At 66.9% G+C, this 15,012-nt stretch carries 17 protein-coding genes and 1 tRNA gene; 10 read left to right on the top strand and 8 right to left on the bottom strand.

Annotated elements, in window-relative coordinates; translation table 11 throughout:
* Positions 1-78: 78 nt before the first annotated feature.
* The 4 genes from ABD999_RS00375 to ABD999_RS00360 form a co-directional block, all read right to left on the bottom strand.
* On the bottom strand, positions 79-762 hold the full coding sequence (locus ABD999_RS00375) for an alpha/beta fold hydrolase (protein ID WP_271277853.1): 684 nt from the start codon (positions 760-762) through the stop codon (positions 79-81).
* A complete protein-coding gene (locus ABD999_RS00370) occupies positions 759-1,235 on the bottom strand; it encodes an ester cyclase (protein ID WP_271277852.1) in 477 nt (158 codons plus the stop codon). Before ABD999_RS00370 ends, ABD999_RS00375 begins: the two co-directional genes overlap by 4 nt.
* Positions 1,236-1,244: 9 nt before the next feature.
* Complete coding sequence (locus tag ABD999_RS00365) at positions 1,245-2,177, bottom strand: NADP-dependent oxidoreductase (RefSeq protein WP_271277851.1); 933 nt, start codon at positions 2,175-2,177, stop codon at positions 1,245-1,247.
* Between the two features lie 865 nt (positions 2,178-3,042).
* Complete coding sequence (locus tag ABD999_RS00360; protein WP_345482493.1) at positions 3,043-3,423, bottom strand: hypothetical protein; 381 nt, start codon at positions 3,421-3,423, stop codon at positions 3,043-3,045.
* Between the two features lie 436 nt (positions 3,424-3,859).
* On the opposite strand from ABD999_RS00360, the gene ABD999_RS00355 reads away from it, so the two are divergent.
* Complete coding sequence (locus ABD999_RS00355; protein ID WP_345482492.1) at positions 3,860-4,981, top strand: AlbA family DNA-binding domain-containing protein; 1,122 nt, start codon at positions 3,860-3,862, stop codon at positions 4,979-4,981.
* Between the two features lie 28 nt (positions 4,982-5,009).
* Here ABD999_RS00355 and ABD999_RS00350 read toward each other — a convergent pair whose 3' ends face one another.
* Positions 5,010-5,975 carry an NsdA family TPR-like regulatory protein gene (locus ABD999_RS00350; RefSeq protein ID WP_271278409.1) on the bottom strand — a complete coding sequence of 322 codons (966 nt, stop codon included), beginning with the start codon at positions 5,973-5,975 and terminating at the stop codon, positions 5,010-5,012.
* Between the two features lie 672 nt (positions 5,976-6,647).
* Between ABD999_RS00350 and ABD999_RS00345 the strand changes: the two genes are divergently transcribed.
* Both ABD999_RS00345 and ABD999_RS00340 read left to right on the top strand, forming a co-directional pair.
* Positions 6,648-6,929 (top strand): hypothetical protein, encoded by a 282-nt coding sequence (locus tag ABD999_RS00345; protein WP_271278410.1) that lies wholly within the window; start codon positions 6,648-6,650, stop codon positions 6,927-6,929.
* 292 nt (positions 6,930-7,221) lie between these two features.
* Positions 7,222-7,914: a GntR family transcriptional regulator gene (locus ABD999_RS00340; protein ID WP_271278411.1), complete on the top strand. Its 693-nt coding sequence runs from the start codon at positions 7,222-7,224 to the stop codon at positions 7,912-7,914.
* On the opposite strand, the gene ABD999_RS00335 is transcribed toward ABD999_RS00340, so the two are convergent.
* Complete coding sequence (locus tag ABD999_RS00335; protein ID WP_271278412.1) at positions 7,911-8,306, bottom strand: hypothetical protein; 396 nt, start codon at positions 8,304-8,306, stop codon at positions 7,911-7,913. The genes ABD999_RS00340 and ABD999_RS00335 overlap by 4 nt on opposite strands.
* 150 nt (positions 8,307-8,456) lie before the next feature.
* Between ABD999_RS00335 and ABD999_RS00330 the strand changes: the two genes are divergently transcribed.
* From ABD999_RS00330 to ABD999_RS00300, 7 genes are all read left to right on the top strand, one after another.
* Positions 8,457-8,876: a plasmid replication, integration and excision activator gene (locus tag ABD999_RS00330; protein WP_271278413.1), complete on the top strand. Its 420-nt coding sequence runs from the start codon at positions 8,457-8,459 to the stop codon at positions 8,874-8,876.
* A complete protein-coding gene (locus ABD999_RS00325; RefSeq protein ID WP_271278414.1) occupies positions 8,876-9,142 on the top strand; it encodes a hypothetical protein in 267 nt (88 codons plus the stop codon). Before ABD999_RS00330 ends, ABD999_RS00325 begins: the two co-directional genes overlap by 1 nt.
* Entirely contained in the window at positions 9,139-9,453 is a 315-nt protein-coding gene (locus ABD999_RS00320; RefSeq protein ID WP_271278415.1) for a hypothetical protein, read from the top strand. Before ABD999_RS00325 ends, ABD999_RS00320 begins: the two co-directional genes overlap by 4 nt.
* Before the next feature lie 87 nt (positions 9,454-9,540).
* Positions 9,541-10,968 carry an FtsK/SpoIIIE domain-containing protein gene (locus ABD999_RS00315; protein WP_271278416.1) on the top strand — a complete coding sequence of 476 codons (1,428 nt, stop codon included), beginning with the start codon at positions 9,541-9,543 and terminating at the stop codon, positions 10,966-10,968.
* Positions 10,965-11,120: a hypothetical protein gene (locus ABD999_RS00310; RefSeq protein WP_271278417.1), complete on the top strand. Its 156-nt coding sequence runs from the start codon at positions 10,965-10,967 to the stop codon at positions 11,118-11,120. The genes ABD999_RS00315 and ABD999_RS00310 overlap by 4 nt, the downstream gene beginning before the upstream one ends.
* Positions 11,117-12,724 (top strand): replication initiator, encoded by a 1,608-nt coding sequence (locus ABD999_RS00305; RefSeq protein ID WP_271278418.1) that lies wholly within the window; start codon positions 11,117-11,119, stop codon positions 12,722-12,724. The genes ABD999_RS00310 and ABD999_RS00305 overlap by 4 nt, the downstream gene beginning before the upstream one ends.
* A complete protein-coding gene (locus ABD999_RS00300; RefSeq protein WP_271278419.1) occupies positions 12,724-13,860 on the top strand; it encodes a tyrosine-type recombinase/integrase in 1,137 nt (378 codons plus the stop codon). Before ABD999_RS00305 ends, ABD999_RS00300 begins: the two co-directional genes overlap by 1 nt.
* Positions 13,861-13,943: 83 nt before the next feature.
* On the opposite strand, the gene ABD999_RS00295 is transcribed toward ABD999_RS00300, so the two are convergent.
* Both ABD999_RS00295 and ABD999_RS00290 read right to left on the bottom strand, forming a co-directional pair.
* A tRNA-Val gene (locus ABD999_RS00295) sits at positions 13,944-14,015 on the bottom strand.
* Between the two features lie 17 nt (positions 14,016-14,032).
* Positions 14,033-14,983 (bottom strand): ROK family protein, encoded by a 951-nt coding sequence (locus ABD999_RS00290; protein ID WP_271278420.1) that lies wholly within the window; start codon positions 14,981-14,983, stop codon positions 14,033-14,035.
* Positions 14,984-15,012: the final 29 nt, after the last annotated feature.

The following is a 15,012-nucleotide window of genomic DNA, read 5'->3' as shown; positions in this document are numbered from 1 at the left end:
TCCTCCTGCTCCGAACCCGAGGTTAGAAGAACATACGCGGCGAACGTGTCGCCCCGACCGTGCAGCGGCATCACGTCGTCATGCGGTCGCCTGAAGGATGTCCGCCAGTGCCCGCGGCGCGGTGACCATGGCGTCGTGGCCGGCGTCCAGGACGGTGGCCGCCCAGCCGTGCTCGCCGGCCAGCCGCGGGAACGGCATGGGGCCGCCGGGCGTGCAGAGCACCGCCCGGCACGCGATCGCGTCGACGGCCCCGGACAGCCTGGTCGGCTCGGCGAACGTCCGCCGGGGATGGGCCGTCAGCAAGGGCTCCAGCCATGCCACCTGATCAGGTTCCGTCACCCCGACGGCGGCCGCCGGGGAGGGCGGGATCATGCCGTCCACGGTGACCGACTCGATCCAGTCGAGAAAGAACGCGGGAGCCAGGTCGTCCAGCGACTCCCCGTCCCGGCCCGCCCAGGCGTCGACCATGACGATCCGGGAGACGCGTTCCGGCACCCGGTCGGCGGCCTCGCGCACGACCAGACCGGCGTAGCTGTGCCCGACGAGCACGACGTCCCGCAGATCCTCGTACCTCAGCAGGCCCAGCAGGTCGTCCACGTGCGTCCGCAGCCCGATCTCCGGGCCGGCCAGGTGGGCCCGCTCGCCGAGACCGGTCAGCGTCGGAGTGTGGACCTCATGACCCGCCTCCCGCAGCCGCGCGGACACGTGCCGCCAGCACCAGCCGCCGTGCCAGGCCCCGTGGACCAGCACGTACGCCGTCATCGCGCCACAGCCTTCGCCCGCTCCCGCCAGGCGGCGAACCGCGCCGCGGCGTCGGCGGTGGACAGCCCGAGTTGCTCGCACATCTGATGGAAGTCGAAGAAGAACCGCTCGTGGCGGATCAGCCCGTCCCGCACTCTCCAGTGGCAGGCGAACGGCAGCTCGAAGGCCCTGCCCGTGGGCTCGATCCCCACCAGGCTCTCCATCATGGTGGCCCGGATCGTCCCGGCGCCGACGACCAGGTCATCCGCCTCGGCGAGATAGTCGAGCTCCACCCCGTAATCGGGAAAGGCGCGCAGGAACGCGGTGGTCTGCCGGGCGACCTCGTCGAGGCCGGTCGCGACGGCCTGGAACGCGATCGTCTCGAAGACGGTGTCCTGGCCGCAGTACCGCAGGGCCTCCTGGACATCGGCGCGGCTCTTGGCCCGCGCGTAAGCCCGGACGACGTCAGCCGGTGTGGTGTGCTGTTCCGACACTGCTCCTCCTCAGTTCGTCTCGCCGACGGCGAGCACGATCTTGCCCCTGGTACGCCCCGAACCGAGGAGGTCGTGCGCCTCGGCCGCCTCCGCCAGCGGGAACACCGCGTCGACGTGCACCTTCAACCGCCCCTCGGCCACGAGGCCGGCCAGCGCGTCGAGCCCGGCGCCGTCGGGATCGACGAGGTAGCCCGCGGCACGCACGCCGAGCTCGCCGGCGCGCTCGTGCAACCCGGGGGTCCAGGCCGCCTGCCCGCTGACCAGGATGCCGCCCGGCCGCACGCACTCCAGCGCCCTGAGCCCGGCCTCGCCGCCGAACATCTGGACGACGACATCCATGTCACGCGCCACGGTCGTGTGGTCGATCACTTCGTCCGCCCCCAGCCCGCGGACGAAGGCATGCTTGGCCGGGCTCGCGGTGCCGGTCACATGGGCGCCGCGGGCTTTGGCGATCTGGACCGCCAGGTGCCCCACGCCCCCGGCCGCGCCCGACACGAGGACTCGTTGTCCCGGGGCGACGTCGGCGACCTCGGTGAGCATCTGCCACGCCGTCAACCCGGCCAGCGGCAGCGCCGCCGCCTCGGTGAAGCCCAGGCCCTCCGGCATCCGGGCGAAGTGGCGGGCCGGAGCGGTGACGTACTCGGCATAACAACCCGCGGCCCGGGGGAACCACGGCATCCCGAACACCCGGTCGCCGGGCCGGAACCGGGTCGTCCCGTAACCGGTCCTCACCACCGTCCCCGCGACGTCCCAGCCGTTGACGAACGGCAGGTCGAGCACCCGGTTGTACGCCTGCCCCCGGCGCGTGAAGACGTCCACCGGATTGACCCCGGCCGCCATGACCCTCACCAGCACCTCGCCGAACACCGGCGCAGGCTCCTCCACCTCGACCAACGCCATGGCCTCGGCCTCTCCCCACGCCGCCTGCCGCATCGCCCGCATGACCGCCCCTCCTGGATTGATGACGTCAAGGACGATACATACATGCACCATGTATGTAAATGTGGAGGGGTCCGCGAGGAGGGGTAACCGGGCCAAGAGGTCGTCGCGACCGCGATGACGGGCTCTCACCGGCTGAGATCACCTCTGAGCTGGAGGCATGGCTGTACGGTGGTCGCCCGCAGACTGCCTGCTTGCACGACAAACAGGCGCAGGTCAGGAGATCGACGGCCTCGGCAAGGATCTCCAGGTTCCGGCCCCGACGTCCGATGCCTGGAACTGCTCGGTTCTGTACGGCTCGTCGGCGATAGCCGCCGGGCGAAGCCCGGCACCGAAGAAACGCCCGAGCGCAGCGAGGCCCTTTGTGGACGGGCGGGCGTGCGGGGCCAAGGGATGCCGGGGGCAACGGGTGGGTGCGGGAGATGTCCAGGGTGGGCGGTACTGGGTTCGAACCAGTGACCCCTCGCTTGTAAGGAGCCATGATCCCCTCAGCCCCGATCCTAAGCTGCGGCGACCCTCACACCGCTGGCCACCCCCAACCGCTTCAGAGGCTGGCTAATGGCACGCTAATGGCACAGTGATCATGCCTATCACCTGCGATTCGATCAAGCTGGAGGGCGCGTAGTGGCAGAGGCTCAGGCACGCAGATGGCACGGAAGCGAACCCGGCGCCCCTACGGGCGGTCCACCCGCATGGAGTCGAACTGCCGGCGGTTTTACAGCTCGTGCCTGTTCCTCTCAACTCAACGCTCTAGACCTGCGGTTCCTCCCTGCTAGAGCGCCACCGCTAGCAAGATCATTGCACGCATATTGCACGGGTCCGCTGGATGCCCTGGAGAGGCTAAGCCCTGTGGAGCAGGCGTTCCTGCCTAGCCTGCGTCGCCTCGGTTCGTTAAGAGCGGTGGTGGTGTGGTGTGAGCGTCGGGGTCAGCGAACTGGAAGGCGCACGCACAGTCGAGAGCTTCCTCAGGTGTGCCGGAAGGTTGGCCACTCGGCAGGAGACTGTCCTGATAGATGCCCTTGTCAGGGACGTAAATCGCGAAACCCAAGGTGTGCGGAAGTCCTTCAAAGCGCAGGCGGCACAATCGCGCGTAGGCACCGCCGTGCAGACGCGCCTCGACATAAGCGAATCCGCCACGGAAACGCACGTCGACCCCGGACAACTGCCAGCGCGAACGAGCATGGTCGTTCAGGCGCTGACGCAAGTGATGCTTCATCGGCTCAGGCGGGTCCTTCGGCATGCCGCTCATCGTGCCCTCCAAGAGATCAACCACGCTGCTCAGTGAGCCAGGGTGAGGAACGAACCCTGGATCGTCGATCGCCCCCGAGCACGTACGGCGTCCAGCCATGCAATGGCGATCGTAGGGCCGCATCTGTGCGGCGGCACGGCAACCCCGGCCCGAGCGTTCGGTCGGTACGGCGGGGCCGGCGTGCGGTGCCCGGCCCGGTGTCCCGCCGCCGTCCGGGACCGGCCCCCAGGCCGCACGCCCGGACGGCGGGCGGGCGGAGGGCCGGGGGTACGGCGGCGCGCCGCGCCGCCGCTTGATCCATATAGGAAAAACTCGGCAACCTAGGCCAACCAATCGAGATGGCCATCAGCATCTTCAAGCACAAAGATCGGAAAACTGGGTGCACCCCTTGCCCGAAAGGCCTACTCTCAAGGAAGAGCACTATCGAAAGAGTATCATGAACATGAATCCGAGCTATTACGGAATTCGACCTGCCTATAGCGATAAGAATCTCTTCGATCTGGAAGTTGCTTTTAATATTGCCAAAGACATTTCCCTAGATGATCTCGCAACGGCCGTAAGACAACTCCTAGCCGATCTCGGTCCGACGACACCAAAGACCGAAACCATCTTTGGCATTCCCATGTGCGCCGAGATCCTTATCAAGGATCCTCCGAGACTTCCCTGGGAAGACTCTGTCTTCACAAATATATATTTTGCTCAATCGGGTGAGATATTTTTCGGCATCTCAACTTCTTCATTTTCTCGCGAGACAGTCCGGCGACAACACCCACGCCTCTCCTCCTTGCTGCGCAAGCACGGATTTCAGCTTATTGATTTAACGGGAGTAGAGGATGAACGATCAATCACAAATCCCGACACACTCGTCAAAGAATGGGAGATCAGTGCGCGCGTTATAGATACTCGCCTAACGGTTCTCGAGTTGACCGAACGGAGGAAGGCACTGGCGCTAGCTTCCCTATTTCCCCGACACAGACTTTCCGATCCATTCATCATTCTTCAGATGATTAAAATGGGTGGAGCAGAGAATCTGATAGGTGAGGCCGAGTCGGCAATCCTCGAAGTAAAGTCGTCGCCGTACGAGATGAAGCAAGACAAGCAATGGCAATGCGAGCTTGCCGAGGATGTCGCGCGATTCGCAAACAGCGAAAATGGCGGGTTGCTTATACTAGGCATACAAACCAAGAAAGTCGACGGACAGGATCGGCTCGAAAAAATTGTCCCGATACCGCGGGACGCGAGTCGTTGCGTTAGGTATCACCAGATTTTGGACTCCAGAATTCACCCCCCGATTAGCGATATAGATATCGGTGCCATCGACCACGATCGCGGAGAAATTGCCTTCATCCTCGTGCCACCGCAACCCGAAACCGCAAAGCCATTTCTAGTCCAAGGTGCATACCTGGATGGCCGGTTCCAAAAAGGCGTTATTTCGATAGTCAGAAGAAGAGAAGAACACTCGATACCCATAACTGCACGCGAAATACATGCAATGCTGGCGGCAGGTAGAGCCCTGCTGCAGAGAGGGGACTCGTCACCGCCTGTTCGTTCGGACTAGCAGGAATCACCCTTTGCGCACCTGGATCTCAGTCAAGTAGGTCCGGGCGACGGCTCGCCAGGGCTCGCCGTGCAGTCACAAAGCGCTCGTGAAACTCGCCCGCGAGCGCCTCACGCCGGTACCGGCTGCGCAGAGCGCGATCGAGGTCTCCAGCACGGTTGACAAGATCAGTGAGAGAACGTCGATCGATATCAAATGCAGCCAGGCCTTCCTCAACCGCCGTGTCGAGGTCGCCACGTCGGGCGTAAACGATACCGAGGTCGATGTGAGCGTCGGCGACGCGCATAGGGGCGTTGGAGGTGCCGTCCGGCCGGGTGTGCAGCTGGATGGTTTCGCGGGCGTGTTCTTCGGCGCGGTCGTCGTCGGCGAGCCAGGTGTAGCAGGTTGCGGCGTAGAAGACCCACTTGGCGTGGTCGAACACGAAGTGGTGGTCCGGGTGGTCGGGTGTGGGCAGGCTGCCGAGCACTTCGGCTCCGCGGGTCAGGGCGCGGTCGGCTTCGCGGCGGTCGCCGATGCGGGCCAGGCCGCGAGCTTCCTGCAAGGTAAGTTGCACCATGGCGCTGCTGGTGCCGGCCACTGCCTGGCCCATCCGGGCGGCGGTCACGACATCCTCGTAACGGCCTTCGACGAGGGCGAACCACGCGGACATCTCGTGTGCCCAGCCCACTAGCTCCCCGTGCCCGACCTGGCGGCCCATCTCGAACGCGGTCCGTCGCGCGGTCTCGGCCTCTTCCCTTTCGCCCAGGTCGTAGTGCACGCATCCCAGCAGGGCGGTAAGCCATCCCGTGATCACCAGCAGTTCGCGGTGCTGGTCAAGAGTGAGGCGTCCGGCGAGTAGGTGGTTGATCTGGGCCAAGCGCTTCTGTGTACGGTCTCGGAGCGTGCTTGCGGGCACTACCGGATAGGCGCGACACAGCAAATCGACAGCTTCGGCCAGGGCTTCCAAGGTTCCGGTTCCGACGTCGGACGCCTGGAGTTGCTGGGCGAGTTCCATGGTCCCGTACAGCTCGGCCTCGGCCCCGCAGGGCATCCACCGGCATCACCTGAGCCTCGATGAGGCGGCTGCCTGTCTGCCTGTTCTGCGAGAACCCGAGTGCCTCCGGTTCCAGGCCGGTCAGTTGGGTGAGCGCCAGCCTGTAGGGCGTGCGGGGCCATCGGACTTCACCGGCCTCCCAGCGCCGGATCCGTTCCTCGTCGCACGCCAGCCGTTCGGCGACGCCGATCGGGGTGGCATTGATCTTCTCGGCCATCTCCCAGCGGGAGAGCCTGTTCTCGTTTCTCCAGGCACGTAGCCGCACGTTTGGGATGTAGTCGGGCATCTGCGGGCCTTCCTCCCGGCTGGGGGCTCGAAGAGGGGAAACAAGGGGGCCGATCAGGGGTCCTGCTCAGACGCGGTTGCCGGTGGACTTGTCATCAATCAACCACGGTACGTCACGCGGCCTCCCGGACACAGGGAACGCCGGATGAACGAGGAGATGGCGACGGTGATCCGGCCTGATGAGAAGAGTGAGACCTTGCCTTGCCCGGCTTGCCGGGGACGCGGGATCAAGCTGCGTGTTTCGCGTCGTGCGCTTCTCGTCAGTGACGGCGACGGAGATGAGTTCTCAAGCAGGGAGCGGACGTGTCTCGACTGCCTCGGAAGCGGCCGGGCCGAAGGGAGCGCGAAATGAATTCGATCATGGCGGCGGTAGCCGGTTTCCCCACCGACAGGGAGGAGGCCGACGCGCTGATTCGGTTGCGGGATCGGCTCGTGGGCCTGGGCGTCAACGCCGAGCTGCGCGACAACAACACCGCCCTGATGGTGCACCGGCCGGATCCGGGTCTGCCGGTGTGGGTGTTCGTCGGGTACGGCGGGGCCTACTACTCCTGGCAGAACGCCGAGAAGCGACACCCGACCAACGATGTCGAGGGCGCGGCGAACGTCCTGGCGGAGCACGTCGCCAGGTGAAGACGGACGCGACGAGGCTGGTGATGGAGTCCCGCCGGGAGGGGACGGGCCGTCTCTCGTGCCTCGTCGCGTCCCCTGTCCCGGCAGGTGGTCTCAGCGGCGCCCCCGCGGCTACCTTCCCAGGCCGGCCGCTACGCCACCTGCCGGGCTTTCTCGCGTACGGCTTGGCTTCCGGCAACGGCGTGGACAGGCAGCGACGAGCCGGTTACGCTCAAACTTGGTAAAACAACTTGTCGGCTGTTGGACGGTCATGATGTCGCTTGAGTCCGTACCCCCGAAGTATGCCCAGCTTGTGCAGGCTCTCCAGAGGCGCATCGAGTCCGGGGACTACCCACCGGGTGCGCTCCTGCCCAGCGAGAACCAGCTCATCCAGGAGTTCGGCGTCTCCCGTCCCACCGTCGTCGCCGCTCTTCGCGTACTGCGCGAACAGGGCTGGATCGAGTCGCAGCAGGGCAAGGGCCGCTTCGTACGGGGCCGCCCGGCGATGGCCTCGATCGAGCAGAAGCGCCCCGGCCAGGCATACCTCACCCGGCCGGAGACCGACTCCATGGGCGAGATCGTCGAAGTGGGCGCGGTGGCTGCGCCGAACCGGGTTGCCGTGCTACTCGATGTGCAGCCCAAGAGCAGGGTGTTCGTACGTCGGCGGCTGATCGCGCGTGACGGCGAGCCGACCGAGCTGGTATCACTCTGGCTGCCGTTGGAACTGTCCGAGGGGACGGATCTGACCAGCGGTGAGCCGTTGCCGCAGGGCTTGCGCGACCATCTCCAGGCGCGCAAGGGCGTGCGTTTCGATCACATCGTGGAGCAGATCACCGCCCGCATGCCCACGGCCACAGAGGCCGGACAGCTCAGCATGCCCAAGAACACTCCGCTTCTGGCCGTGTTCGGCTCGGTGCGTGAGGCGTCAGGACGTCCCCTGGCCGTGGTGGAGGTGCTTCTCCCGGCCGATCGGCACGAGCTGGAGGACGCCTACCCGGTCGCCTAGCATCCGGGCACTCCCAGCGCTTTTTCCGGCGGTGCCGTGCAGATCGGCGGGTCCTGCTTGTACACGTGGTTACTGCGGTCCTTGGACATCATAACAAGGACGAGAGTCGCCAACCCGAGCACAATGAGACCGTAAATCACGGTGCCGGCCTTGTTGCCTAGGTTCATGGCGACGAACAGCCCGACGACGGGCGCGCCGAATCCGAGCGTGAGCGCCGCGTAGATCAGTACCTGTGCCAGCTCGGCATTTCTGGATGTGCCTCCCGCGAAGACGAGTCCGTTGGCCACGCCCAGATAGCCCAGCGTCAGCGTGCCGAAGAACCAGACGATACCGAGCACGCCAAGTCCCGTGCCGCCTCGCCATCCACCAGGCTCCGGCTTCATGATCGTCATTATTCGTCCCGGTTTACCCCTGAGACAGCACGGCATGTTCACGATCTCGCACCGAAATACTGCTTAGGCACTTGACGTAGCAAGCTACGCAGAGTTACGGTCTAGCTACTTGATAGGTCGAGTGCCTGTCAGTCAACAGAAGGAGTAGTTATGGCTCTGCAAGGCCCCATCCCCGTCACCTACGCCATGGTCTTCCCGCACGGCTGCTACGTCGTCGGCACGGTCGAGCCCGTCAAGGACTTCGACGCCTCGACCAACGGCCGCTTCGTGCAGGCTCGCGACAAGCAGACCGGAGAGCTGGTCTGGCAGGTCGCGGTCATGGACGGTGACCCAACCCTCAAGCCCGCCCAGAAGACCGTGGCGGTCAAGATCCTGGCCCCGGTTCAGCCGGTGCCGCCCGCCCCGATCCAGGGGCTTCCGTTCACGCCCGTCGAGTTCGACGGCATCACGGTCACGCCGTACGTCAACGGCAACGGCCGACTCGCCTACTCGATCAAGGTCCGCGAGATGCGGGCTCCCCACCAGACCACCCAGCCCGCCCAGGGCAAGGCCGGAAAGGACGCCGCCTGATGACCCGACGCCGTACCCCGCGCAACAGCGTGATCCGGCTGACCACCGGACACGCCGCCCGCACCCTCAACCACCCGTTCACCCGCCGTGAGCCCGTCCTGGCGCTCGACTTCGGCGCGACCTCCGTCCTGGTCACCACCAGCGGACCCGTGACGAAGGGTGACCTGGAGTTCGCCCGCCAGCTCGCCCGTGAAGCTCACCGCTTCGCCCGCTCGGTGGAGCGCAGCTTCTACGGCCTGCCCGACGGACAGGGAGTGGCGGCGTGAACGAGCACCGGCCCTACACCTACCTCACCTGCTCCCTGCGGCCCGAGTCCACGCCGCATCTCGGCGTCTCCTTCTACACGCCGGACCTGCGCGTCCGCGCCGGAATCCTGCTCAGCAACCCGCGCCCTTACCTGGAGTTCATCTCCCACGAGGCGCACGTCCACATCTCCACCACCGGGGCCGGACCGATCAGCGACGCTGACCTGTCTCTCGCTCGGGACATCTTCAACGCCGCCGCTCGCTACCTGGCCGACTGCGAGTGCCTGCGCGCAGAACAGGCCGACAAGGACGCCACCGACACGGCGGCCTGACACATGAGGCGGGGCCGCTGGAAGCGGCAACTTCCGGCGGCCCCTCGGTTCTCTCACGACTGCGATATCACGAGAGGTTCCCAGCTTATGTTCAAGCGGCTGCCTGGCGACGAGGCGCGCAACCTCGTCTCCACCACGCCCGACACGGCCGTCGTCTTCCGACCGGCCGTGCTCAAGACTCCCGCCCTCGTCACTCTCCTCGTCTACGGCTGGCGCTTCCTGGCCGCGCTGGTCCGTACGATCTGGAAGCATCCGGTCGCCGTCGCCGTCCCGGCTGCTCTCGCCGCCCTGTGGGCCTGGCATGGCTGGCCTCTGGCACTGTCCGTGCTCGGGTTCGTCGTCATGGCGCTGCTCGGCTGGGCCTTCACCGACCGGTCCTCCTTCGCCCGTCTGATCGGCTGGCGGCTGCTGGCCTGGTGGCGGCTCGTCTCCGTCTACCGCCGCCACTGGCAGCCCGTCATGGACGTCTCCGGCCTGGCCCGGCGCGTCCACGGCCGCGACTACCTGCCCCGGCTCGTCCGCGTCCAATGCGACGGCTGGGCCGACCGGATCACCGTCCGCATGCTCAAAGGCCAAGCCGTCAAAGACTGGGCCGACCGCACCGACAACCTCGCCCACGGATTCGGCACCACCTCCTGCCGCGTCGCTCTCGTCAAGGGCGGCCGCTTGCTGCTCACCTTCCCGCGCAGCGACCCCCTCGCCTCCCCGATCCCGGCGCTACCGATCCCGAATGAACCGACCGTGGGACCGGTCGAGATCGGCAAGCAGGAAGACGGGCAACCGCTGCGGCTCAAGGTGCACGGCACCCACGTTCTGATCGCGGGCGCGACCGGGGCCGGCAAAGGCTCGTTCCTGTGGAACACCATCCGCGGCTTGCTCCCCGCCATGCGGGCGGGACTGGCTGAGGTCTGGGCGCTCGACCCCAAGCTGATGGAGCTGTCCTACGGCCGCGAACTCTTCAAAGGCCGGTACGCCGCCGACCCGGCCGCCTGCGCCGACCTGCTGGATGAGGCCGTCACGGTCATGCACAAGCGCGCCGCCCGCTTCGCCGGTCTCCAGCGCTCCCATGTCCCGACCATCGAGGACCCGTTCGTCCTGGTCCTCGTCGACGAGGTGGCGTTCCTGACCGCCTACCAACCCGACAAGCAACTGCGCCACCGCATCTCCGCCGCTCTGGCCACGCTCGCCACCCAAGGCCGCTCGGTCGGTGTCGGCGTCATGGCCGCACTCCAGGACCCACGCAAGGAGGTCATGAACATCCGCAACCTGTTCCCCGACAAGATCGCCCTACGGCTCGACGAGTCCGAGCAGGTGGACATGGTCCTCGGCGACGGCGCCCGCGACCGTGGCGGCCTTGCCGACCACATCTCTCCGGTCCCAGAGCTCGGCGCGGGGGTGGCATACATGCGCCTGGAAACGAGCCCCGATCCGATCCGGGTCCGTGCCGCCTACGTCTCCGACACCGACATCCGGCACATGGTCTCCCTCTTCACCGAGCGAGGTGAGGCCGCATGACGCTGGCCCACGTCCTCGACGGCCTTCGCTGCGCCTCCTGCCACACCCTCAACGTTCTCTGGCTCGACCCAGTCCGCGCCCTGGTCGAGTGCCGAGAGTGCGGCCAGACCGCGCTCACCGTCCACGACATCAACGAAGGGAGGTTCCTATGACCCATGCGCACGACCGCGCACTCCCCCGGGCCGTCCGCCAGGCCATGCCGCTGGCCCGTGAGGTCCTGGAGGAAGTCGCCAAGCAGCACGGCGTCTGCATCCGGCCCATCCCGCTCAAGCGCCTTGACACGCACACCGGTACGACCGAGATCATCGACGTTCCGTGCGGAGCAACCCTCGACAGCAAGTGCCCTCCGTGCGCCAAGCGCAACCGGCAGCTCCGCATCGCCCAATGCCGTGACGGCTGGCACCTCAACGAAGAACCCGCCATCACACCGGACGAGCCGAACGACGAACAACGCTGGCTGGTCGAGTTCCGCGCCGACCTCCAAGCTCAGCGCGACGACGCCGAAAAGGCCGGCCTCGACACCACTGACCTGGACGCGGTCATCGTCGGCCTGGACGAGGAGATCAACGCCGCCGGAGTGCGAGGCAACGTCCTCGGCCGTACGACCACCAAGCGGACTCGTTCGACCAGACGGCGACAGGACGCACCCGACCTGCCCAAGCGGAAGATGGCCAACACGACGCTCGGCCGGACCTTCACCAGCACGGACGGCAAGACCTACCGGCCGTCCCTGTTCGTCACGCTCACCCTGCCCTCCTACGGCAAGGTCCGTGACGGGGTGCCGGTCGATCCGGAGACGTATGACTATCAACGGGCTGCTCGGGACGCGCTGCACTTCTCCAAGCTCGTGGACCGGTTCGTGCAGAACCTACGTCGCGTCGCGGGCTATGACGTGCAGTACTTCGCCTCGGTCGAGCCTCAGAAGCGGCTCGCCCCGCACCTGCACATGGCCATCCGCGGCACCCTCCCGCGCGCGGAGATCAAGCAGATAGCCGCCGCCACATATCACCAGGTGTGGTGGCCCCAGGCCGACGAAGTCGTCTTCGACGGCGAACACCTGCCCGTCTGGCAGGACGGGGTCGGCTACCTCGACCCGGCAACCGGCGAAGTACTTCCCACCTGGGATGAAGCCCTCGACGCGCTGGACGAGGACGCCGAACCGCTCCACGTCATTCGGTTCGGCGAACAGGTCGATGTCCAAGGCGTGCTCGCGGGCACCCCGGACGCCGACCAGTGCATCCGCTACCTGTCCAAGTACCTCACCAAGTCCATCGGCGACACCCTCGACGGCGGCCAGGCCCAGCAGGAGCACGCCACCCGCATGCTGGATGCCCTCCGCTATGAGCCCTGCTCGCCCGCCTGCCCGAACTGGCTGCGCTACGGTATCCAGCCCAAGGGCGCCAAGCCCGGCATGCTCCCCGGCCGCTGCCGCTCCAAGGCCCACAAGCCCGAACACCTCGGCTACGCGGGCCGCCGCGTCCTGGTCTCCCGCAAGTGGTCCAACAAGACCCTCGCCGAGCACAAGCAGGACCGCCGCACCTGGGTCCTGGAAGCTCTCGGCCAGGCCGACGAGCCCACCGACCCACACCGCTATGTCTGGCGACCCGTCCCGGCCGGAGACGCCAACGTGCCGCCGCTCGCCCTCCGGCTCCTCCGCTCCGTCCACGAACGCCAACGCTGGCGAGCCCACCTAAGAGAGCTGGAGGCTAGAGCAACGGGACAAGATCTTTCGGCAATGGAAGGGAGGGCGGCCTGATGGCGAACAAGCCAGGCAAGCGGCGCTTCGGCAGCATCCGGCAACTCCCCTCCGGCCGGTTCCAGATCCGCTACCCCGGCCCGGACGGCAAGATCCGCATGGGTGAGACCACCTACGCCCGCGAGCGTGACGCCGAGAAGGCGCTATCACTGATCGAAGCCAAGCTGATCACCGGCGGTTGGACCGATCCTCAGCGTGCCAGGGTCAAGCTCGGCGACTACGCGGGCAAGTGGATCACCGAACGGACGAACCTCCGACCCCGTACCGTCGAGATCTACAGGGGGCTGCTCAAGCGCTACATCGGCCCTCACCTGGGCGGGGTGCCGATCGGCAAGCTGGACACGGCTACGATCCGCGAATGGCGCGTCCTGCTTCTCGGCAACGGCGTCGGCCAGTCCGAGGTGGCCAAGGCGTACCGATTCCTGCGGGCCGTGCTCATGACGGCGGCGGACGACCAGATCATCCCGCGCAACCCGTGCCGTATCCGGGGCGCAGGCGAGGAGAAGCCGGAGGAGCGGCCGGTCCTCACCGTGGCGAAGGTGTTCGAGCTGGCCGACCTGATGCCGGAACGCCTCCGCGCCCTGGTCCTCCTCGCCACCTTCGCCAGCCTGCGGTGGGGTGAGGTGGCCGCCCTGCGCCGGATGGACCTGGACCTCTCGGCCTGCACCATCAGCGTTCGGCAACAGCACGTCGAACTTGACACGGGCGAACTCCTCGTCGGCCCGCCCAAGTCCCGCGCGGGAGTCCGTACGGTCGCCATCCCGGAAGCGATCATCCCGGCTCTCCGCGACCACCTCGACCAGTTCACCGAGCCCGAGACTGACGCCCTGATCTTCACCGGCAAACGAGGCGGCATCCTCCGACGAAGCAACTTCCGGCGCGCGGCCAAGTGGGACAAGAGCACTGCGAAGATCGGTTTCCCGGGCCTGCACTTCCACGACCTGCGACACACCGGAAACACGATCGCCGCGAGCTCAGGCGCAAGCCTCAAAGATCTTATGCAGCGCATGGGCCATGACTCCGTACGAGCCGCGCTGATCTACCAGCACAGCACAGCAGAGGCGGACTGCAAGATCGCTAACGCCATGAACAGCAAGATCGCAGAGGCGCTGCCGCCCAAGGCGAGAGGCCACTGAGCAAGATCATCAGTGTCGGCTAATGGCACGTTAATGGCACGAGCCCCGTTTCCACTGGTGGGAGACGGGGCTCTTTTCGCAGGTGGGCGGTACTGGGTTCGAACCAGTGACCCCTCGCTTGTAAGGCGAGTGCTCTACCGCTGAGCTAACCGCCCCTGATCGGCACTACACCTTACGACACCAACGGCGCCGCTCGCACATCCACGTCCCAGCTCGCCCCCAGGTCGGGCCGACCGGCCGCGCGCCAGCCCAGGAGGGCCGCGCCCAGCATGCCCGCGTCCACCCCCAGGGCGGCCGGCAGCAGCGGCGGGGCCTCCCTGAAGGAGAGCCGCTTGACGAGGCGGGTCCGTACGGGGTCGAAGAGCGCGGGCCCGGCCTGGGAGAGCCCGCCGCCCAGCACGATCATGGCCGGGTCCAGCAGCAGCGTGTAGGTGGCCAGCGCCAGCGACAGCGCTTCCACGGCCTCGTCCCACACCTCGATGGCGATCGGGTCGTCGGAGACGACGACCTGCTCGGCCTTGGCGCTCTCCAAGCCGGCCCGCTGGGCGTAACGCCTGCCGACGGAGGCGGCGGAGGCGTACGTCTCCAGGCAGCCGTACTGGCCGCAGGCGCACTGTTCGCCGTCGGGGAAGACGGGGATGTGCCCGATCTCGCCGCTCCAGCCCGCCGCTCCCCCGTACGGGGCGCCGTCGACGATCATGGCGCCGGCGATGCCGGTGCCGATGGGCAGGAACAGGAAGTCGGCGGCGCCGCGCCCGGCGCCGAGCACGCTCTCGGCGAGGCCCCCGGTGCGGACGTCGTGGCCGAGGACGACGGGCACGCCGAGGTCGGTGAAGTCCTGGGCGGGGATGTCGCGCCAGCCGAGGTTGGCGGCGTAGAGGGCGGTGTCCTCCGACACCAGCCCGGGAACGGCCAGGCCCACTCCTGCCGGGCTGCCGTCGCCGGTCTCGGCCAGGTGGCCGATGAAGGCGCGGATCGCGGTCACGACCGCCTCCGGGCCGTCGGCGCGCGGGGTGGGGCGCCGCTCGGAGAGCAGGACGACGCCGTTCTCGCTGACCAGGCCGCCCTTCATGGACGTGCCGCCGACGTCGAGCGCGACGACGTACGCAGGGGTGTGGGACACGGAAGGAGACGATAGCGCAGCTCAGCGTT

Origin of the sequence: Nonomuraea ferruginea (genome assembly GCF_039540635.1) — a bacterium.
GTDB classification, from domain to species: Bacteria; Actinomycetota; Actinomycetes; order Streptosporangiales; family Streptosporangiaceae; genus Nonomuraea; species Nonomuraea ferruginea.
This window is presented reverse-complemented; position numbering and strand designations above follow the sequence as displayed.

What these genes read in the sequence shown, in the direction of transcription:
- ABD999_RS00375 (WP_271277853.1), bottom strand. Translation starts at nt 762, where the DNA reads ATGACGGCGTACGTGCTGGTCCACGGGGCCTGGCACGGCGGCTGGTGC.
- ABD999_RS00365 (WP_271277851.1), bottom strand. Translation starts at nt 2,177, where the DNA reads ATGCGGGCGATGCGGCAGGCGGCGTGGGGAGAGGCCGAGGCCATGGCG.
- ABD999_RS00360 (WP_345482493.1), bottom strand. Translation starts at nt 3,423, where the DNA reads ATGAGCGGCATGCCGAAGGACCCGCCTGAGCCGATGAAGCATCACTTG.
- ABD999_RS00355 (WP_345482492.1), top strand. Translation starts at nt 3,860, where the DNA reads ATGAACATGAATCCGAGCTATTACGGAATTCGACCTGCCTATAGCGAT.
- ABD999_RS00350 (WP_271278409.1), bottom strand. Translation starts at nt 5,975, where the DNA reads ATGGAACTCGCCCAGCAACTCCAGGCGTCCGACGTCGGAACCGGAACC.
- ABD999_RS00345 (WP_271278410.1), top strand. Translation starts at nt 6,648, where the DNA reads ATGAATTCGATCATGGCGGCGGTAGCCGGTTTCCCCACCGACAGGGAG.
- ABD999_RS00335 (WP_271278412.1), bottom strand. Translation starts at nt 8,306, where the DNA reads ATGACGATCATGAAGCCGGAGCCTGGTGGATGGCGAGGCGGCACGGGA.
- ABD999_RS00330 (WP_271278413.1), top strand. Translation starts at nt 8,457, where the DNA reads ATGGCTCTGCAAGGCCCCATCCCCGTCACCTACGCCATGGTCTTCCCG.
- ABD999_RS00325 (WP_271278414.1), top strand. Translation starts at nt 8,876, where the DNA reads ATGACCCGACGCCGTACCCCGCGCAACAGCGTGATCCGGCTGACCACC.
- ABD999_RS00315 (WP_271278416.1), top strand. Translation starts at nt 9,541, where the DNA reads ATGTTCAAGCGGCTGCCTGGCGACGAGGCGCGCAACCTCGTCTCCACC.
- ABD999_RS00310 (WP_271278417.1), top strand. Translation starts at nt 10,965, where the DNA reads ATGACGCTGGCCCACGTCCTCGACGGCCTTCGCTGCGCCTCCTGCCAC.
- ABD999_RS00305 (WP_271278418.1), top strand. Translation starts at nt 11,117, where the DNA reads ATGACCCATGCGCACGACCGCGCACTCCCCCGGGCCGTCCGCCAGGCC.
- ABD999_RS00300 (WP_271278419.1), top strand. Translation starts at nt 12,724, where the DNA reads ATGGCGAACAAGCCAGGCAAGCGGCGCTTCGGCAGCATCCGGCAACTC.